14 protein-coding genes and 1 pseudogene are annotated in these 19876 nt (G+C 47.7%); 8 read left to right on the top strand and 7 right to left on the bottom strand.

The features are described 5' to 3' along the window. The first annotated feature begins 237 nt into the window (after positions 1 to 237). The 4 genes from UWK_RS01575 to UWK_RS01560 all read left to right on the top strand — a co-directional run bounded on the left by UWK_RS01575 (position 238) and on the right by UWK_RS01560 (position 6045). Entirely contained in the window at positions 238 to 1308 is a 1071-nt protein-coding gene (locus UWK_RS01575) for an omptin family outer membrane protease (protein ID WP_167320699.1), read from the top strand. A 45-nt stretch (positions 1309 to 1353) separates the two neighbouring features. Then, positions 1354 to 3825, top strand: a complete 2472-nt coding sequence (locus UWK_RS18045) for a PAS domain S-box protein (protein WP_167320698.1) — start codon at positions 1354 to 1356, stop codon at positions 3823 to 3825. A gap of 69 nt (positions 3826 to 3894) precedes the next feature. Then, positions 3895 to 5001, top strand: a complete 1107-nt coding sequence (locus tag UWK_RS01565; protein WP_015402591.1) for a GGDEF domain-containing protein — start codon at positions 3895 to 3897, stop codon at positions 4999 to 5001. A 30-nt stretch (positions 5002 to 5031) separates the two neighbouring features. Further along, positions 5032 to 6045: a response regulator gene (locus UWK_RS01560; protein ID WP_015402590.1), complete on the top strand. Its 1014-nt coding sequence runs from the start codon at positions 5032 to 5034 to the stop codon at positions 6043 to 6045. Between the two features lie 11 nt (positions 6046 to 6056). On the opposite strand, the gene UWK_RS01555 is transcribed toward UWK_RS01560, so the two are convergent. From UWK_RS01555 to UWK_RS20080, 7 genes and pseudogenes are all read right to left on the bottom strand, one after another. Then, positions 6057 to 7772 (bottom strand): cyclic nucleotide-binding domain-containing protein, encoded by a 1716-nt coding sequence (locus UWK_RS01555; protein WP_015402589.1) that lies wholly within the window; start codon positions 7770 to 7772, stop codon positions 6057 to 6059. 214 nt (positions 7773 to 7986) lie between these two features. Continuing rightward, entirely contained in the window at positions 7987 to 9768 is a 1782-nt protein-coding gene (pyk, locus tag UWK_RS01550) for a pyruvate kinase (protein ID WP_015402588.1), read from the bottom strand. Between the two features lie 11 nt (positions 9769 to 9779). Next, entirely contained in the window at positions 9780 to 11771 is a 1992-nt protein-coding gene (locus tag UWK_RS01545) for an ASKHA domain-containing protein (RefSeq protein WP_015402587.1), read from the bottom strand. Then, a complete protein-coding gene (locus UWK_RS01540) occupies positions 11768 to 12604 on the bottom strand; it encodes an FAD/NAD(P)-binding protein (RefSeq protein WP_015402586.1) in 837 nt (278 codons plus the stop codon). Before UWK_RS01540 ends, UWK_RS01545 begins: the two co-directional genes overlap by 4 nt. Next, positions 12601 to 13650 carry a 4Fe-4S dicluster domain-containing protein gene (locus UWK_RS01535; protein WP_015402585.1) on the bottom strand — a complete coding sequence of 350 codons (1050 nt, stop codon included), beginning with the start codon at positions 13648 to 13650 and terminating at the stop codon, positions 12601 to 12603. Before UWK_RS01535 ends, UWK_RS01540 begins: the two co-directional genes overlap by 4 nt. Continuing rightward, entirely contained in the window at positions 13643 to 15514 is a 1872-nt protein-coding gene (fdhF, locus tag UWK_RS20085) for a formate dehydrogenase subunit alpha (protein ID WP_407637475.1), read from the bottom strand. The genes UWK_RS01535 and fdhF overlap by 8 nt, the downstream gene beginning before the upstream one ends. Positions 15515 to 15535: 21 nt before the next feature. Further along, positions 15536 to 15676 (bottom strand): annotated as a pseudogene (locus UWK_RS20080) (hypothetical protein); the annotation flags it as partial. Between the two features lie 81 nt (positions 15677 to 15757). Between UWK_RS20080 and UWK_RS01520 the strand changes: the two are divergent. From UWK_RS01520 to hisA, 4 genes are all read left to right on the top strand, one after another. Then, entirely contained in the window at positions 15758 to 15970 is a 213-nt protein-coding gene (locus UWK_RS01520; protein ID WP_153304790.1) for a hypothetical protein, read from the top strand. Between the two features lie 113 nt (positions 15971 to 16083). Continuing rightward, positions 16084 to 18168: an elongation factor G gene (gene fusA, locus UWK_RS01515; protein WP_015402582.1), complete on the top strand. Its 2085-nt coding sequence runs from the start codon at positions 16084 to 16086 to the stop codon at positions 18166 to 18168. A 108-nt stretch (positions 18169 to 18276) separates the two neighbouring features. Further along, entirely contained in the window at positions 18277 to 18993 is a 717-nt protein-coding gene (locus UWK_RS01510; protein WP_041916533.1) for a hypothetical protein, read from the top strand. A gap of 115 nt (positions 18994 to 19108) precedes the next feature. Further along, entirely contained in the window at positions 19109 to 19876 is a 768-nt protein-coding gene (gene hisA / locus UWK_RS01505) for a phosphoribosylformimino-5-aminoimidazole carboxamide ribotide isomerase (RefSeq protein ID WP_015402580.1), read from the top strand.

Here is a 19876-nt window from a genome sequence, read left to right as displayed (position 1 = left end):
GATTTGCCTTGATGAGATAGCTGAAAGGGAAAAAATTCCTGAGAATATAATACTATAATACTATAGCATCAATTCGTATGGAATAGAATAGCCCTGAAGAGTGTAAAAAAGTATCGAGCGAGAAGGCCTGGCAGGGGCTGCGTACTATAAAAAAAAAAACGTTTTTTTGTAGTCAAGATATGAGATGTTCGTTCCGGTGGAATAATTGGAATTCCTGTCCATATAATGATACTATGTATGATGTTAAAAAGGATAGATGGCTGGTGGCTATTGTCTGTCTCTGGAAAATTAATTGAGGAGAGGGATCTATTGAGAAAAGGCTATTCAAGGATGATAACGAGTTTGTCTGTAAAAACAGCTGCAATACCAATATTTTTTCTGCTGCTTGCTGTTCAGGTTGATGCTGCTACGGTTGAGAAAAAGGATGTGACTGAGGTTTATGGTGAACCAGCTGGTTTAATTCTTACTGGTCGCCTGGGCTTTGGCTATCTTAGTGGTGAAGCTCATGAATATGTCTATTGGCCCAAAGTGGGGGGGCATACTGCAAGTGAGCTTACATGGGAGATGGATTCAACCCTCATGGTTGGAATTGGTGCGACGATTCGCTCCACACCCTGGTTGAATCTTGGTGTTGATCTCTGGTTTAATGTGAACGATGGCGACGGGTATATGGAGGATTACGACTGGTTGCTACCAGGAGTAAACTGGACTGACAAATCAGTGCATGATAACACCGATGTTACCAGCGCAATTATGTTTGATATTAATGCTGAAGTTACATTCTTTTCTGCGAATGGATTTGTTTTTAATGGCATCGCGGGTTTTCGTCGTGACCGCTTTGAATGGGAGGCACGAGGTGGCTCCTATATCTATTCGATAAACAGTTTTCGTGACACCGCAGGGACGTTTCCTCCGCAGGCACTTGCTATCACCTACGAGCAGACCTTAGATGCCCCTTATTTTGGGGTTGCTGTTACGGGTGACTTCGGGCCGGTTCACCTGGCTGCAAAAGTAACGGGCAGCATTTTTGTGAGGGGGAAGACGACTGATCAACATCACATGCGTGATCTTGTATCGTATGGTGATTTCAATGAGGGGGAAATGTGGGGTGTCGATGTTGCTTTGGCCTATGACATCACCGATCATATTGGAATTAAAGTTGCCTACCTTTATGAGTATTATGATACCATCAAGGGAAATTCCAAGTGGTGTTACAGTCCATACGGGTACTGTGCCAGCTACGTTAATAATGCGGGTGTAGATTTGGAGACATCCTTGTTTTCTGTGGCTGCAGTATATTCTTTTTAAATGGGAGAAGTCAGTGATTATTCCTGATCAGCAATGAATAATAGCTTGAATCCTAGAAAAGCCAATATGGTCTTTTTGGTAAGCATTGTGGTGTTTTTCTGCCTCTTTGTTCTTTTCTGGGAAAAAAAGCAGCTGGCCAAGGAGAGAAGCTACCTGCATGAGACTGCTGAGGTGACTGCTGGAGATCTATGGAGGCTTGATGCCGATGGCCTGGTTGCCTATCTGAAGTTAGCTGCTGAACACCAGTTTCATGAACGTTTAACAGTGTTCACTGCCTCCAAAGAGATATTTTTGGAAGTTAGTGGTCAGGAATACGGTTTTATCGACAGGGCTCTTGAAACCGTCGGCTTGATTCCACTGGTAACACTTGATGCTGATGTTATGCATAATGGGAAGATTATCGGCAGTATTGAGGCTATCCATCGTCATGGCACCATTTATCTTTATTTTTATCTTATTCTTGTTGCCGCTCTTATTCTGTTGGTTTCCCGTCTGTATTTACATACTGTCGAGGCCAGAAATATACTTGAGGTCAGGGTTACTGAGCGAACCCGGGAACTGGTTGACATGAACCAGGACTTGCAGCAGGAAATTCAGGAACGTATTAGAGCAGAAAAAGCCCTGGGGGAGAGTGAAGAGAGGTACAGGGAGATTTATAATGCCCCCAGTGACGCCATTATTATGCACGATGCTGCCACTGGTGCAATTCTGGATGTAAACAGGGCAGCCGTGGAACTCTATGGCTATAGTTATGATGAATTGCTGGTACAGACTATTGGCAGTCTGAGTTCAGGTGAACCGCCCTATGATATGGAGCATGGAGCCCAAAGGGTTGGGTTGGCGATGACCAAGGGGCCGCAACTCTTTGACTGGCGTGTGAAGAAGCAGAACGGGGATCTGTTGTGGGTTGAAGTGGCCCTTCGTTATACGGAATTCAGCGATCAGAAATATGTCATTGCCGTTGTCAGGGATGTAAGCCAGCGTAAGGCGGCGGAGGTGGCTCTGGCTGCAGAAAAGGAAAGGCTGGCCGTTACCCTTCGCAGTATCGGGGATGGTGTTATAACCACTGATATCGAGGGTGTTATTATCCTGATCAATAAAGTGGCTGAGGACTTAACAGGCTGGAGTTGTGAGGAGGCTGCAGGGAAGCCTCTGGCTGAGGTGTTTACTATTCTCAATGAACAGACCAGGCAACGTTGTGAAAACCCGGTGACCAGAGTACTGGCCAGTGGTGAAATCATTGCCCTGGCTAACCACACGATTCTCATTTCCAGAGATGGCTCGGAATACAGTATTGCCGACAGCGGTGCTCCCATCAGAGATGAAAACAGCGAGGTCGTAGGTGTTGTTCTCGTATTCCGGGATGTTACAGCTGAAAGAGAGAGGGAAGCAGAGCTGGCTAAAGGCAGAAAGCTGGAATCGGTTGGGCTCCTGGCTGGTGGTATTGCCCATGATTTCAATAACATCCTGACAGCAATCATGGGGAATATCAACCTCGCCCTGCTCTTCAGTAATCCTGAAGAGAGAGCTTATGCACTGTTGCAGGATGCAGAAAAAGCTTCGTTGCGGGCTAAGGATCTTACTCAACAACTTCTTACCTTTTCCAAAGGTGGTGAACCTATAAAAGAACTGGCAACCATAAAAAATATTATTGAGGATTCGGCTTGTTTTATTTTGCGGGGGAGTAATGTCAGCTGCAATTTTCACTGTGACAATGATTTGTGGCCCGTCGAAATAGATCAGGGGCAGGTGAGTCAGGTTATCCAGAATATTATTATTAATGCTGATCAGGCCATGCCTAAGGGTGGAGAAGTGAATGTGTATTGTTCCAATGTCAGCTGTGAGCAGTGCGGTGAGCTTCCTCTGCCACCTCGGGATTACCTGAGAATCAGCATTCAGGATAGTGGGATCGGTATGGCAGGTTCATTGCTCGAAAATATCTTTGACCCTTATTTTACGACCAAGCAGGAGGGGAGTGGGCTTGGTCTGGCAGTGAGTCATTCCATTATCAGCAAACACGGTGGGTATATAACCGTGGAATCTGAACCGGGCAGGGGGACAACTTTTACCCTCTATCTTCCGGCTGAGCGTGATAAAAAGCTTGTGGTGGCAGTTCGGCAGGAGGATGCCGGCGGAATGCCTGGGAAGGCGAAGATAATGATAATGGATGACGACGAGATGGTGAGATCGGTCGCCGAGGCCATGCTGAACCATTTTGGTTATGAAGTCATTCTGGCCAGGGATGGTGTGGAGGCGATCTCATTTTACAGAGAGGCCCTTGAAAGTGATACCCCCATCGACCTGGTTGTTATGGATCTGACCATTCCAGGTGGCATGGGAGGGCAGGAAGCCGTAAGGGAAATTCACAAAATTGATCCGCAGGCCAAGATTATTGTATCCAGTGGCTATTCCAATGATCCAATCATGGCCAACTATCGTGACCATGGCTTTCTGGGAGCCATGACGAAACCCTTTCAGCTTCATGATTTCAAGGTGACTCTTCAAAGGGTTCTCTGAGTCTCCTGAAAACATAGAAAACGAGAAACAACTCTGTTGGATTGTAAATAGATTTGAGGATAAAGAGTTATGGACTCATTTCACTGGACCAAAACATACGAAACCGGATTGTCAGAGGTTGATCTTCAACATCATTATCTTGTCGATACCATAAATGAATTTGGGCGATTATTACTTCTTGGTCAGGTCGCATCCGATGATGTGGAACAGGTGTTCAAGAAGCTTGCTGACTACACTCAGTATCATTTCACGGAAGAAGAGATAATGATGAAACAGGTTGGTATCGATGCACGCCACTACAAGGAACACTGTAAAAAACATCAGGATTTCCTGGATGAAGTTATCTCTATGTATGCTGCTGTTTCTGAAGATAATCCTGGTTCGGAAAAACACCTGTTTGATTTCCTGACACATTGGCTTGTGTATCATATTCTTGGGGCAGATATGAATATGGCAAGGCAGATAAAAGCGATTCAATCTGGTGTGACATCTGCCGCCGCCTATGAGAATGAAGAACGAGCAGGAAATGAGGCCACTGAGCCGTTACTTATTGCTTTAAATGGGCTGTTTGAACAGGTGTCTGTACGAAACAGGGAGTTGCTGTTCCTGAACCAGTCACTTGAGGAAAAAGTTGCAGAACGGACCAGAGAACTCTCTGAAGCGAATCGCCATCTTGAGGAGCTTTCTCTCACCGATGTTCTCACCGGACTCCCTAACCGCCGCTATGCCTTGCGTAGCCTCGATCTTCTGTGGCGGGAGGCGGTTCGAACGAATTCCCCCATGGTTTGCATGATGATCGATGCTGATCACTTTAAAGCAGTCAATGACACCTATGGGCATGATGCCGGGGATGCTGTTTTGTCGAAACTGGCTCAAACACTTCAGCACTCCCTGCGGAATGATGATATTGTGTCCCGTTTAGGCGGCGATGAGTTTTTCATAATCTGTCCCAATACGGATATCGTAAATGGAATGAATGTTGCGGAGAGTATACGTAAGGCCGTGTCTGAACTTCGTGTAACGACTGGGGATGGCATCTGGCACGGGAGTGTCAGTGTCGGGGTCGCAGCGTTCACCCCGGGTATGGCAACCTACGATGAACTGATGAAGGTTGCAGATCAGGGGGTGTATGCTGCTAAACAGGATGGAAAGAATTGTGTGAGGAGCTGCTCGTGAATCATTGTAAGGTACTGATGAGATAACTGCATGATCCGAAAAATTCTTTTAGTGGATAATGATCAGATCCTGCAGCTTGCTCTGAAGCGAAAGTTAGCCGCCTTTGAAGAGGAATTTCAGGTTGTTCAAGCAGTGGATGGTTTTGATGCCCTGAAAAAACTGGAGAAAGCCGCTTTTTCTTTGATTTGCACAGAACTGATGATGCCAAGAATGGATGGCATTGGTCTGATCAACCATGTTCGGACCAAATATCCCGACATCCCGATTATTGTTATTTCCGGGATGAAGAAAAGTGATATACCTGATATTGAACAGGTTCAGCAGATGGTCGCCTATCTTGAAAAACCCTTTCGTGAAACTGAACTACCGGAATTGATCCGGACTGTTTTAAGGAAGGAGGCGAAAGAAGGGATTATGAATAATGTTTCCCCAACAATGTTTCTCCAGCTTATGGAGATGGAAGGGAAAACATGTACCATACGTATGCTTGATAACGGTTCGGACGAGGGGGGGATACTCTATCTTAAAGATGGCCAGTTGCTTGATGCCAGAGTTGGGAAATATAAAGGGATTAAAGCGGCAACCAGAGTATTCTTCTGGGATGATGTGACTGTGTTTCTCCGGCATGATTGTCCATTTATGGAGAATATGGTTAACAGTCCAGTCCAGACAATAATCATGGCGGCTTTGGTGGCAAAGGATGAACATGCTGATTCTACTACTGCTGCCAGGGAAGCTGCAAACCAAAATTCTGAAGGAGCTGAAAATTTGTCACTCGACGAGTTAAAAAAATTTATTATTCAAGAGTTGGGCGGGATGTCCGGTGTTGGGGCAATTGCCGGTGAAAGTAGCATGATAGCTGTAAACAGTAAACTGGCAATGCTGGGTAAATCTTCAGGGCTTGGGGTTTTTAAGGCTGCTTATATTGAAGGACAGGACGGCAGGACTGCTCTTCTGGTGCCAGGAAATCCACCGGCACGAATGGATGTTACCTCTGAATGTCCGGTTGAGGAGCTTCTTCGTAAATTGAAGGCGCGTGCCTGACTCCGATTACATCAGGACCTGGCTTCTGGAGACGCTCCGGCTATCTGTTGCAACTCTGAATAGCTCAACTGTTCGCTGAATTCCAGGTGCAGGGAGTATTCATTTCCGATAAGATCTATATCTCGAACGGCCTGTACTGTTCCTCTCCGAATGATAATCTGTGTTGTTGTCGTAGTCTGGAAGCTAATTCTGAGTTGACGACCAAATAGGGCGGCAGCATTCTTCTTCTGGGATGAGTGGATGGAAAACGCCACTCCGCCCGTTGAAATATCAATAAGATCTCCCTTTGCTTCTGTGGTGATTTCCGTGCCGTTTGTGTTAAGAACGGCAAAACTGATTCTTCCCGATACATTTTTTCTTTTGAATTGCCTTCTGTTTCTGCCGGTTTTTGTCAATTCTGCACTAACCGACTGGAAGCTGGCGCAGAAGTCGGATAATTTTGGTTCGAGAGAGGGGTGCTGTTCCTTGAGGGCGTCAAGTTTTTGCCGTGAAAGTAAAAAGACCTCGCAACCAAGACTTTTAGCCTGATCCGTCCAGACTGAGGCCTGAAAAAATGTTTCTATTCCGATAATTTCTCCTGCTCCCTTCACACTCAATGGTATCAATGTGTCCTGATTAAGTGCCTGAAGCTGTACCTGGCCACCGTTGATGAAAAGGAGTGTTCTGGCGGTGGAGCCCTGCTGTACTATTGTTTTCCCCTTTGTGTAACTTCTCAGAGCCATGGCATGGTAGAGTGCTGAAAACTCCTCACTACTGAAAATCTCCGTTAGTTTACTCCAGGTCTCCAGGTGTTTTTTATCTATCCCTGACTGTTTTGCCCCTTCAATCACATCTGCAGCACGAATGATTTCAAGCAACGCCATGGGGTTGATTTTAATAAGGTAGTCACGTAATCGATCTGCAGCTTCAAACTGTTTTTTGCCAGCGCACTGCTCAATGAGCTGCATTATCAGCGCAACTGCTTCGTCTTTCTTCCCCCTGTTAAGGAGTTCATCAATCTGTTGTTGCTGGGGGATATCTGCTTGAACTGTTTTCCTGACCCCAGGAGATGGCGCTTTCTGCAGGCCATCCTGTGTTTTGGGAGGATGGTTCTGTTCAAGTTGTTCTATGGATATCCTTACTGCTTCTATGACCTGTTCGCCTGGAGTGTTTACTCCGCTTTTACGGCTGGCCAGAAAGGCTTTCAAAACAGCTATAGCATCATTGTTAGAACAGTATCCGAGTGTCTGGCAAATCAACAGCAGCAGTTCTTCCTTGACCAGTGGAGCGATCTCCTTTTCCCTGCGAAGAAGAAACATAAGAACAGTCGCGACTTCCTCATCAGCATAGGGAAGCAGTTCTCTTATGATGTTTGGTTTGAGAATATCCTCAGACTGAGTCAACAGGTTTAAAAGGAGTCGTTTGCAGAGTGCCGGGTTGGAGAGTTTTGTGAGAATGGTCGCGCAGGCCTGCTTGATTTTTTCGAGAGCCTTATCATTTTTTAATCCGATGATCAGATAGCCGATGGGGGTGCGGGTGAGATAGTATCTTCCATTGGTAAACGCAAATTCAGCCATTTGAGGCTGATCTAAGTCTGAAATGATCTCATTCCAGTATGAAGATGCTCTTTCTCTGTCTCCCGGTGTGTTGTTTTTTTGATCAAAGAAAAGAGTTTCGCCCTGGTTTGACAGAAGAGCTACATCTTGAATTGAATCAAGTTTCGAGATTTTGCTTAAAAAAGTACTCATATATGTTTGACAAAAAATTCTTCAGGGGAATATTTCACAGTAAAGCAAGCTGAAACAGCTACTCTACACCATAATACCAAGAATGGGAAATTGTATGGTATTTAGGAAAGATAGTGTCAGAGGTCAAACACTTTCTTGGTGTTTGTTAACCTTCGTGGAAAGAAAGCAGTACCTGACAGCGTCCGCAATGTGTCAAGAGAGCGGTGTGCAATGGTCAGCTAACGGTGATGAGCTGGAATGCACCTGTCTGTGGGATCCCTCCCTGGGTCAGGCGTTCACCTTCAACCACAGCAAAAATGTCACCTGTCTTCAAGTACCCCCACTCTTTTGCTATACCCATGGCCTTGAAAACAACTTCATCACGTGGAATGTCATCTCGTATAATGATAGGCACCAGGTTCTTGTAAAGGCTTGAATGTCTGGCAACATGGAGTGACCGTGTCACCAGGATATTAGGCTCGTTACGGCTGTACTTTGACAACTGCTGGTAGAGTACACCCCGTGCGTCCAGTAGCATTGTCAGTACCACACCGGGAAGGTTGGCTGCTGCGGTGATTGCAGGGTTAGCCCTTGTTGTGTCATCCTTTATATTTTCAAAGGGATCTTTGAACTGATACTGTTCTTCTTCGGTGATAATTGAGGCCATGGTTCGTACCACATTTACCGGATCCTTTCCGGCAGCTGTTTCGCCGGAAAGCATTACGGCATCGGTTCCTTCTTTGATGGCCACAGAGACATCTGTCACTTCAGCCCGTGTTGGTATTGTGTTTGCAGTCATGGAATCAAGCATCTGGGTGGCAGTTATAACGGGTGTGTTCTGTTGCCAGCAGAGGTTGATTATTTCCTGTTGGATTCGTGGAACCCGGGCGGCAGGAAGCTCAATCCCCATGTCACCACGGGCAATCATGATGGCATCGGCAGCCTCGATAATGTCTGTTATATGCTCCACTGCTTCAGGTTTTTCAATTTTGGCAATAACCCGGATATCTCTTTTACCGGATGCGGCAATGATTTTTTTTATGTCACGAATTTCCGCTGCAGAACGGACAAAGGAGAGGGCCACATAATCAATGGAGTGGTCAAGTCCCCATGCCAGGTCACGCTTATCCTTTTCAGTGACCGATGGAAGAGAAAGCTGGGTCATGGGGAGGTTAATTCCTTTGCTGGATTTTAAAATGCCACCCACAATAATTTTACAGAGGACTTCCCTGGCACCTTCTTTTGTAACCTTCAGTTCCAGTAGGCCATCGTCAAGCAGTATTGGGTCGCCCTCCCGGAGATCGATCAGGATTTCGGGAGCAATGGTTGAAAAGCGACTGGCGGTCCCGACTGTTTCATCGGCCTGGATAATGACAGTCTTCCCGACCGTTAGCTGTACACCATTTTTTTCCATCTGTCCGGTGCGGATTTTTGGTCCACAGAGATCCTGCAGGACGGCGATCGGTTTTCCCCATTCGGTCTCGGCGGCACGAATGTTTGCGAGAGTTTGGCCGTGCTCCTCGTGGGTTCCGTGGGAAAAATTCAGTCTTGCCACATCCATCCCCGCCACGATCATTTTGCCGAGAATTTCTTTACTGTTGCTTGCAGGCCCGATGGTTGCGACGATCCTTGCCATTTTGCTGACCGAGCTGTTGCTTTGCCCTTTTAACTGGCTGAGCAGCACATTGATTTTATCGAAGTCAAACGGTTTTCCAAAGACTCCGATAACCATTTCGAAGGAAAGAAGACGTTCTTTGGTGTCTGGTTCGTTGGCAGATCCGGTTATAACAATAATGGGAATTCGGGGACAGACAACCTTCATGGCTTCAATAAATTTGAAACCATCCCAGCCGGGCATATTGAGATCACTGATGATTGCGTCGTACTGTCTGGATGTTGCCAGGAAGAACCCCTGACGGCCGTTGACTGCAGATTGAGTTGTATGGCCTGCTTTGTTGAGGCGGGCTTCCAGCAGCACCCTGCTGGCTTTGGAGTCTTCGAGGATGAGTATGCGCATGGTGTTTTATTTTACCGTGGGATAGAGGGTGGGGTCCGTGCAGCTCTTCGCTGCATAGCACCGGGAAAAAGACTGAGGTCGGTATGGGGCAGGAATATGGATGCCACATACTGATCCTTAAAGCTGGGGACTTCCGAGAGTTCAAAACTTGTCATCTTGCGTACCACTGAAACCACATCCTGGCGGATATGGTTGGAGAGTTCACTCATCCAGGCACCCATCAGAGAGCCGTTTCCCACGTAGAGAATTGTGTCAGGATCTATCTCCGGCAGCAGACCCACGGTCATGGCGCTGTCAAGGTCGATAAAAGAACCGAAGCCTCCGGCCAGGATAACCTGTTCAAGGTCACCCACCTCCAGCCCCACCTGTTCCATGAGGGTCGAAACCCCGGCAAAGATTGCCGCTTTTGCCCGGATAAAGTTGTCGATGTCCACTTCGTTGAGCACGATGTCATGACCTGCAGCACATTCATCTTCCCAGGCCAGTACATACTCCATACCGCTTCGTCCTTTGCGAATGCGGGATGAGTCAAGGTCGTTAAATTTTCCGCTCTGGTTGAGGACGCCGTGTTCAAAGAGGGTGGCGACAATGATAAGAAGACCAGAACCGCAGATACCGATGGGAGCCTTGTTGCCCTCGGTTACATTCATTGGCTCAAGGGTTTCAGGGTTGAGGCTGAAATCACTGATGGCACCTTCCACTGCCCGCATGCCGTGGGTGATTCCTCCTCCCTCAAAGGCAGGCCCCGCCGAACAGGCGGCACAGGCAAGCCATTCCCTGTTGCCGATAACAATTTCCGCATTGGTGCCCACATCGATAAACAGGGTGAGTAGTTCTGTACGGTACATACCGGATCCCATGACTCCCGCCACGATGTCACCACCCACATAGCTTGATATTGCAGGAAAGAGGAGGGATACACAGTGTTGCGGCAACTCAATCCCGAGGTCGGCTGCACGCAGGGGAGGAAAAAATGTGGAAACAGGGACATAGGGGGAACGTCTGATATTGTCTGGCTCCAGTTGCAGGAGCAGATGGGTCATGGTGGTGTTACCAGCGATGGTGATGGAGTTAATTTCATCCCGGCTTATGGCACCATGGCCGCTATTCTCTGGGGGGACAGCTTTGTTGAGCATGTTTCCAATAAGCGTGTTGATAGCTTCCACCACCAGATCCTGCATCATGGCAAGGCCTTTTGGCTTTTCAGCGTAGATGATTCGTGAAATGACATCTTCACCATAGCTCATTTGAGGATTATAGCAGGAATCCTTAGCCAGGATCTTGCCACTGTAAAGATCGATTAAAACTCCATGGATGGTGGTGGTGCCAATATCAATGGCAAGGCCGAAGTTGCGGTGATCCCATCTGCCCGGTTGAATGTTAAGGAGGTGACTCTTTGATTTGTTGTTCACGGGTTGTTCCAGGGTTACCGTGACCAGAAAATTTTTTTCCCGCAGTGCAGCTCTGATTTTCCGCATAACGGGAAGGCCGGTGACAAGTCGATGCTTGTTGTGCTGATCAGCCAGGCCCTGGATCAGACGTCCTACATCGGCCCGATTGTCGTTTGCATCAGGTTTCAAGAGTTCCAGACAGAGTTTTTCCACCGGTGGGTAGAAGATGCCTGCCTCCTTGAGTTCATCAATATTAAAGACGTGCATACGGGCATGGTGGCGAAGGGGAATGTCAGTACTTAATCCCCCTTTCTGGCGTCCTGATTCTTCAGGAACGCGTACGGTGATGTCATGACTGATCTCTGCCGTGCATGCCTGTCGGTAGCCCCGCACATATTCTGTAGCTGAGAGCTTTTCACTTTCTCCACCTGTCACCATGCCCTGCTCAATAATTACCCGGCATTTTCCGCAGACCCCTGCACCACCGCAGGATGCGTTGATATGTACGCCAGCTGTCCTGGCTGCCTCCATAAGAGTGCTTCTGTTTTTCACTGTGATACTTTTATTGGCAGGAAGAAAGGTAACAGTGCTGGTTTCCTGTGTTGTATTCATCTGGCAAACTCCATTACATCAAGTTTTTTTAACTGACTCACATTGAAAACCGGGCCATCAAGACAGATCAGCCTGCCGTCCAGATGGCAGTGCCCGCAAATCCCCATGCCGCATTTCATATGGCGTTCGAGAGTTGTGAAAATTGACTCGTCGCCACAGCCCAGATCGGCAAGGCTGGCAATGACAAAGCGGATCATGATGGGGGGGCCGCAGACAAGGGCCTTCGTGTTGCCGGTTATGGTGACATCTGTGAGTAGTTCTGTTACCAGCCCCACATGGCCGTTCCAGGTGCTGTCTTTTTCGTCCACCGTTAGTCTGCAATCCACTCCCTGCTTCTGCCACGACTCTATCGCCTGTTTGAAGGCGATATCTGACGGTGTTCTGCTGCCGTAGAGGAGGGTGATGCTCTGCACCGCGTCTTCCTCAAGACCGCTCTGAAAAAGGCAGTGGTCAATGACGCTTTTGAGCGGAGCCAGACCAATTCCTCCGGCTACAAAGAGGAGATCCCGGTTCGCAAAGTCTTCGATGGGAAAGGCCTTACCAAAGGGGCCTCGTATTCCGACCTGATCTCCTTTTTTCATTCCGTGGATGGCTGTCGTGAGTTCACCGGCCCTGCGAATAGAGAGATCTACGAGTGGCAGCCTGTCCGGTGAAGATGAGATGGATATGGCCGCCTCCCCACAATGGGGTACCGAGAGCATAAGAAACTGGCCGGGAAGAAAGGTGAAGGGGAGACGCTTGTTCGTCAGTTCCAGACGAAATGTGGCGATCTGTTCATTTTCCCGGATAATTTCCCGGATGATGGCCTGGGCAGGAATGAAATTTTTATTCATGGTTTCTCCTGCTGTGTGAACAACTCAATAAAAGTGGTGATGTCGACACCACCAAAACAGATATCTATGCAGCGTCCACACCCAGTACAGGAGGCTTTCCCGTGACTTGCAAAATCATGCTTCAGTTTATGGAGAAAACGTCTTTTCAGGGCATGGCGGGTGCGGTCGACAGGATTGTGGCCTCCAGTCATTCTGGTAAAACCACTACTGGTGCAGGCGTCCCAGCTTCGAACCCGGATTCCGCTGTTGTTGTCCTGTGGTTTGTCATCCACAGAAAAACAGGTACATGTGGGACAGACATAGGCGCAGCCGCCACAATCATAGCAACGGCTGGAGAGTTTTTCCCATATTGCTTCAGCCACAGGTTCCTGCTGCAGCTTTCGGCAGGCATGGGGCACCTGGATATTTCTGGTGAACTGTCCCCGGGCTTCGAGAAAGAGCTGGTATCGACGATTTTGATCTTCTTCCTCAACTTCACGAAAAAAATAACTCCATTTGTTAAGGAGGTCGGCTCCTTTCCCCCTACCTGCCGAGACGTAGTAGCGATCTCCAATGTCAATAAATTGGAGGCCATAGCCGTATTCCAGGTATGGACCGCTGCCCGTGGCTTCGCAAAAGCAGTTGGCAAATGGCTGGTTGCAGCCCAGGGTAATTATGAGTGAATGGTTACGCCTGTCAAAATAGGTGGCGTCTTTGAATGGTTTGGAAAAAATAAGGTCCATGTAGAGAAGGGCAGTAAGATCACAGGATCTGACACCAAAGAAGATGGTGTTCTTGGCAGGGGGCGGCGGGCTGAAACTGTACTCACCCTTGTTAATTGTGTATCCGGTAAGTGTTTCCTGTTGGGGAAGGAAGAAAGGTTTGAGAGATTCCTGTGGCTGATTTTCCAGATCGATATCCGTTGTATCTATGTCGCCAACAGGTCTGAAGAGGGTGTCCCCGTGTTCGTTTTTTACCGGTGCAATGAGTCGGGCTTCCTTCCTTAGTTTACGCAGCAGCGGATAGAGGTTGTCCTTGCTCAGAATCAGCTCTTTTAAATCAATCATGAGCCACCTTTTTGAGTTGTACTGCACAGACTTTAAATTCCGGGCATTTTGATTTCGGATCCATGGCATCAACGGTGAGCTCATTGATGGGAACTTCAAAAAAGTGGAAGGAGGAAAAGACAGTACCTGGTTTGACGCGATCGGTGACCTGAGTGGTTATCCGCACTGTCCCGCGTTTTGAGCTGAGTTCAACGGTCTCGCCGTCTTTCAGTTGCAATTTTTCACAGTCTGCTCTGTTGATTTCAAGCAAAGCCAGCGGATATTCTCGTACCAGTCGTTTGGAATTTCTGCTCATGGTTGCCGTGTGATAGTGGTGATAGGAGCCACGGCCGGTGACGAGGGTGAATGGGTATTTCTTTTCTGTCTTCTCGTAGGGCTCCTGGTGTCTGGTGATGGTGAACCGGCCTTTTCCCCTGGCGAAATAATACTTGTGAAGGAATTCGGTGCCGGGATGATTCCGATCAAGGCAGGGCCATTGCAGGCCGTGGTTCCGGGCAAGTCTGTCGTGATGCATGCCTCCATAGATGGGGGTGAGCAGACTGATCTCTTCCATTATTTCGGCATCGCTGTCAAAGTCCATGCCGGGGCAGCCAATACGTTTTCCGAGATCCATGATGATGTGGCTGTCAGGGCGACAATTGTGGATGGGGGGAATGGCACGTCGGCAAATCTGTACCCTTCGTTCGGAGTTGGTGATGGTGCCACCCTTTTCAGCAAAGGAGGCGGCAGGAAAAACCACATCGGCGAGCTGTGCCGTTTCAGTGAGAAATATGTCGGATACTGCCAGAAAGTCGAGATTCTCCAGGGTGGTTTTCACACGGTTCAAGTGGGGATCGCTGAGTGCCGGGTTTTCGCCCATGATAAACATGGCTTTAATGGCTCCATCTTTTCCAGAATGGGTCATTTCTGTCAGGCTTTTTCCGGGAGTAGTCGGGACGTCATGCTTCCAGACATCTCGAAAACGCTTTTGCACCTCAAGGTCGGCAAGGCTTTGATAGCCAGGCAATACCGCTGGAAGTGCTGCCATATCACAGGCACCCTGAACGTTGTTCTGGCCACGAAGGGGATCAACCCCACTATGCTTTTTTTCGACATTGCCGGTGAGCATGGCAAGGTTGGCCACGGCCTGAACATTATCAGTGCCGCAGGTATGTTGAGTGACTCCAAGGCAGTAGCAGATAACGGATTTGCTGCTTCTGGCGTAGATGCAGGCAGCTTCGCGGATTGTGGCACGGTCGATTTCTGTGATGCGTGCCAGCTCATCAAGATCAAGACGATGGAGATAGTCACGAAGAGCGATGAAATTCTCCGTGCGCATGGAGATAAAAAGATCGTCGGCAAGATCTTCGTCAAGGATGATACGCATCATGGCATTGATCAGGGCAATATCGGTTCCCGGACGGAGTGCAAGATGGATATCAGCCTGTCTGGCAATATCTGTTTTGCGTGGATCGATGACGAGCAGTTTTGCCCCGCGATCCACAGCTTCTAATATATTACGGCCAATCTGAGGGTGGGTCTCCGTGGTATTGGAACCGGTGATGAGAAGGACGTCGGCATCAATGAGTTCACCAATGGAATTTGTCATGGCACCGGATCCAAAGCTTGTGGCAAGACCTACCACAGTGGAAGAATGTCAGAGTCGTGCGCAGTGATCAATATTGTTGGTGCCGAGCCCGGCCCGGGTGAGTTTCTGGAGGAGATAGTTTTCTTCGTTACTGCATTTTGCGCTCGAAAGCACACCTATGCTGTCGGGACCGGTTGTTTCTTTTGCATGGAGAAGTGCTGCGGCAGTAAAATCCAGAGCTTCATCCCAGCTTACCTCTTGAAGTATGCCGTTTTGCCTGAGTAATGGTTCTTTCAGTCGTTTGTGAGAGTGGATAAATTCATGAAGGTGCCATCCCTTGGAACAGAGATTACCACGACTGATGGGGTGACTTCTGCTGGGGTGAGAACCCACAACAAGGCCCTCTTCGACACGAAGATACACGCCGCAGCCGCAGCCACAGTAATTACAGATAGTCATGATGTCTTGCATAAAGGCCACTTTTCTTCTCTTGGTAAACGGGATTTCTTGTTTGCTATTGTAAGGTTATGAGAGAATGGGTTGAAAAGTCAAGAAATAGGGGCAGAGCGCGTGTTGAAAAGGGTTGCCTTGGGGATAGGGAAAAAAAAACTTCCCTTGAAATGGCAAATAGGGTATCATTGGGAGTTTTTTCTTGCCATGAATGGTCTTGAGGGGGGATTTGAAGTGCTTAATCTCCCGGATATTTTAGTGAATCTGGCAGAAAAAGTATTTTTGGTCTGTTTAAATTGTTGAGTAAGGAGTTGCAGAAAACTGTGGCTCCTTATTTTTTTATTTCATATTAAGTTCGTCCCAGGCGAGCTGAGCCGGGTTTCCCGGCAGGAAGAATCTGGTAGAGGGTAGCAGACATGAGTGTAGATTTAAGCAACGTGCGAAACATAGGGATCAGTGCCCATATTGATTCGGGGAAAACAACCTTGACCGAGCGCATCCTGTTTTATACGGACAGGATCCATGCCATCCATGATGTTCGTGGAAAAGACGGTGTTGGTGCAAAAATGGATTCCATGGAACTTGAGAGAGAGCGTGGAATTACCATCCAGTCTGCAGCTACTTATTGTAACTGGAAGGGAAACAATATCAATATCATTGATACTCCCGGTCATGTTGACTTTACTGTGGAAGTCGAGCGCGCCCTTCGTGTACTCGATGGTGCTGTGCTTATTCTCTGCTCTGTTGGTGGTGTGCAGTCTCAGTCCATTACCGTAAACAGGCAGATGGATCGCTACAATGTCCCTCGTATCTCCTTTATCAACAAGTGTGATCGTACCGGTGCCAATCCCGAGCGGGTAACCCGACAGCTTCAGGATAAACTGGGCTTGAATGCACACATGCTGCAGCTTCCCATTGGCCTTGAAAATGACCTCGCAGGTGTGGTTGATCTGGTCACCATGAAGGCACTCTATTTCGATGGGGATAATGGTGAAATTATTCGTGAAGAAGAAATTCCAGCCGAACTTCAGGATGCAGCAGATGCAAAACGTGAGGAACTGCTTGATGCTGTTTCCATGTTTTCCGATGATCTGATGGAGGCCATGCTGGAGGAAACTGAGATTACATCTGACATGGTTAAGGCTGCTGTTCGGGCGGGAACACTTGCCCTTGAATTTTCACCTGTTTTTATTGGTTCGGCATATAAAAACAAGGCTGTTCAACCACTTCTGGATGCCGTTGAGTACTATCTTCCCTGTCCCACCGATGTTGAGAATATTGGACTTGATCTTGATAAAAATGAAGAAGAGTTTCCGGTGTCAAATAATGATGACGATCCTCTTGTTATGCTGGCTTTCAAACTGGAGGATGGACGTTATGGTCAGCTCACTTATGTTCGTACCTATCAGGGCAGACTGACCAAGGGTGATACGATTTATAATGTTCGTACCGGTAAAAAGGTAAAAGTCGGGCGTCTGGTTCGTATGCATTCCGACGACATGGAGGATATTGACTCCTGTGGTTCTGGTGACATTGTGGCTCTGTTTGGTGTTGATTGTGCCTCCGGTGATACGTTTACCGATGGTAAGATCACTTGTTCCATGAGTTCCATGCATATCCCTGAACCTGTTATTTCACTCGCCATTCTCCCCGTTGACAATAAAGCTCAGATCAATATGTCCAAGGCTCTTAACCGTTTTACTAAAGAAGATCCGACCTTCAAGACCTTCGTTGATCATGAGACCAATGAGACTATTATTTCTGGAATGGGTGAGTTGCACCTTGAAGTCTATGTCGAGCGTATGAAACGGGAGTACAATGCAGAAGTTGAAGTTGGTGCTCCTCAGGTTGCTTATCGCGAGACCATTTCTGCCCGTGCAGAATTTAACTACACCCACAAAAAACAGACTGGTGGTTCCGGTCAGTTTGGTCGGGTTGCCGGCTATATGGAGCCTCTGGAAGAGGGTGAGTATGAATTTGAGGATAAAATCGTCGGTGGAGCAATTCCGCGCGAGTTTATTTCATCCTGTGATAAAGGTTTCGCAAAGAGTCTGGCAAAGGGAACTCTCTGTGGTTCACCGGTTACCGGAGTGCGCTGTGTTATTAATGACGGCTCTTTTCACGCCGTTGACTCCTCCGATGTGGCTTTTCAGCTGGCTGCAGCTGGTGCCTTCAGAGAAGGATATGCAAAAGCCAAACCTAAAATTATGGAACCCATTATGAAGGTGGCTGTTGAGGGGCCTTCTGAATTTCAGGGATCTGTTATGGGAAGTATAAATCAGCGTCGTGGTATGATTATCGGTACTACGGAAGAAGGCAACTATACTGTGGTTGAAGCGGAAGTTCCTCTTTCGGAAATGTTTGGTTATTCCACAGCACTGCGTTCCCTGACTCAGGGCAAGGCTGAGTTTACCATGGAGTTCGCAAGTTTTAAGCCTGTTCCGAAGAGTGTCAGCGAAGAGCTTGTGAAGAAATATCAGGACGAGAAAAAAGAAAAATAGAGTTTTCCGTTCTGAATAAGGTACAATGATTTTTGTTTCGGACAGTATTGCTGTCTGTCAAGGCTAGCCTGAATGGCTGCCGCAAATGACTATATAAGAGGTATTGCCATGGGAAAAGAAGACCTGGTATCAAACAATCCGTTACGGGCTTTAGGCCTTGAAAAAGAAGATGGTAATGATGGCCGTCGCGTTGGCCTGGTTATGGCGCGTGCCGGTCTCGGGAAAACAGCAATTCTGGTACAGATTGCTATGGATTCCATGCTCCGGGAAAACAAAGTTCTCCATGTCGCCATCGGTGAAGGTTTGGAAAAAACCAAAACCTGGTATGACGATATTCTTTCTCTGATGAATCATCAGGACAAGAGCATTGGGAGTTACCAGCAGATTGTTGACGAAGTAATGCAGAATCGAATGATTATGACATTCAAGGAGAACAGTTTCAGTGTTGCAACTCTTGAGGAGCGCATGGAAGACCTTTCTCAGCAGGGAATCTTCAAGGCTGATTGTCTGGTTATTGATGGCTTTGATTTTGCTGGAGCTGGCAGTGCTGCTGCCTTAGGTGAATTGAAGAGCTTTATGAAACAAAATGATCTGAAAATGATCTGGTTTTCTGCTGTCAGTCATCGTGACGATAATCGCGTCAGTGCCAATGGTGTTCCTGCACCATGTCATGAGGTGGACGATATTTTCGATACAGTTCTCCTGATATCTCCCGAGAAGGATGAAATCAGACTGAAAACGTTGAAGTGTTCTGAAGCATGTTCCGTTGATGCTGGGAAGTCTTTGAGTCTTGATCCCGCAACCATGCTGATTAAAAAGGCGTAGTCAGAAAAAGATAGTCAGCACTTTCTTTCTGAAGTTGTAAGGCGGGTATTTCCAATTGGAGATACCCGCCTTTTTATTTATAACCGTAAACCTGATCTCCCTGTACCCGTTCACCATGCAATTCAGACCATGTATCGACCTTCATAATGGTAAAGTAAAACAGATAGTCGGCTCAACTTTGAGTGATGATGACCCTGCGGGCCTCCAGACAAATTTTACAGCCACTCATCCTTCGTCCTGGTATTCGGAGTTATACCGTCGCGACAATCTCACGGGCGGGCATATTATCAAGCTTGGGCCGGGAAATGATGAGGCGGCGGCCGAAGCACTTGCTGCCTGGCCGGGTGGAATGCAGATTGGTGGTGGGATAACGGCTGAGAATGGAAGGGAGTGGCTCGAAAGAGGGGCTTCACATGTTATCGTAACGTCCTATGTCTTTTCTAAAGGGCGAATTGACAGTAATCGGCTGCATAAACTCGTGACATCCGTGGGGAAGGAAAATTTGGTTCTTGATCTGAGTTGTCGTCGGAAAGGGGATGACTACTATATTGTAACGGACCGCTGGCAAAATTTTACCGATGTCATTATCAGCCCGGAAACACTGGATCAGTTTGCATCCCTCTGTGATGAATTTCTGGTCCATGCCGCTGACGTTGAAGGGCAATGCAATGGCATTGAGGCGGAACTTGTGAAGAGACTGGCTGACTGGAGTCCTATTCCCACCACCTATGCCGGAGGAATAAAAGATATGAGTGATATGGACTTGATTGCTGAACTTGGTCGAAATCGATTACATGCCACCGTAGGGAGTGCCCTGGATATCTTTGGTGGTAGTGGTATGACATATGATCAGGCTGTAAGCTTCCACAAGAGTCATATGTAG

It is taken from the genome of Desulfocapsa sulfexigens DSM 10523 (genome assembly GCF_000341395.1).
Taxonomy (GTDB): Bacteria; Desulfobacterota; Desulfobulbia; order Desulfobulbales; family Desulfocapsaceae; genus Desulfocapsa; species Desulfocapsa sulfexigens.
The sequence above is the reverse complement of the archived record's forward strand: the minus strand, read 5'-3'. Positions and strand labels throughout refer to the sequence as shown.

Bases quoted from the DNA above. Each gene is read 5' to 3' on its own strand.
- UWK_RS01535 (WP_015402585.1), bottom strand. From the start codon at position 13,650: ATGATTGATTTAAAAGAGCTGATTCTGAGCAAGGACAACCTCTATCCG.
- UWK_RS01560 (WP_015402590.1), top strand. From the start codon at position 5,032: ATGATCCGAAAAATTCTTTTAGTGGATAATGATCAGATCCTGCAGCTT.
- UWK_RS01540 (WP_015402586.1), bottom strand. From the start codon at position 12,604: ATGAATAAAAATTTCATTCCTGCCCAGGCCATCATCCGGGAAATTATC.
- UWK_RS01545 (WP_015402587.1), bottom strand. From the start codon at position 11,771: ATGAATACAACACAGGAAACCAGCACTGTTACCTTTCTTCCTGCCAAT.
- pyk (WP_015402588.1), bottom strand. From the start codon at position 9,768: ATGCGCATACTCATCCTCGAAGACTCCAAAGCCAGCAGGGTGCTGCTG.
- UWK_RS01575 (WP_167320699.1), top strand. From the start codon at position 238: ATGATGTTAAAAAGGATAGATGGCTGGTGGCTATTGTCTGTCTCTGGA.
- fusA (WP_015402582.1), top strand. From the start codon at position 16,084: ATGAGTGTAGATTTAAGCAACGTGCGAAACATAGGGATCAGTGCCCAT.
- hisA (WP_015402580.1), top strand. From the start codon at position 19,109: ATGCAATTCAGACCATGTATCGACCTTCATAATGGTAAAGTAAAACAG.
- UWK_RS01565 (WP_015402591.1), top strand. From the start codon at position 3,895: ATGGACTCATTTCACTGGACCAAAACATACGAAACCGGATTGTCAGAG.
- UWK_RS01510 (WP_041916533.1), top strand. From the start codon at position 18,277: ATGGGAAAAGAAGACCTGGTATCAAACAATCCGTTACGGGCTTTAGGC.
- UWK_RS01555 (WP_015402589.1), bottom strand. From the start codon at position 7,772: ATGAGTACTTTTTTAAGCAAAATCTCGAAACTTGATTCAATTCAAGAT.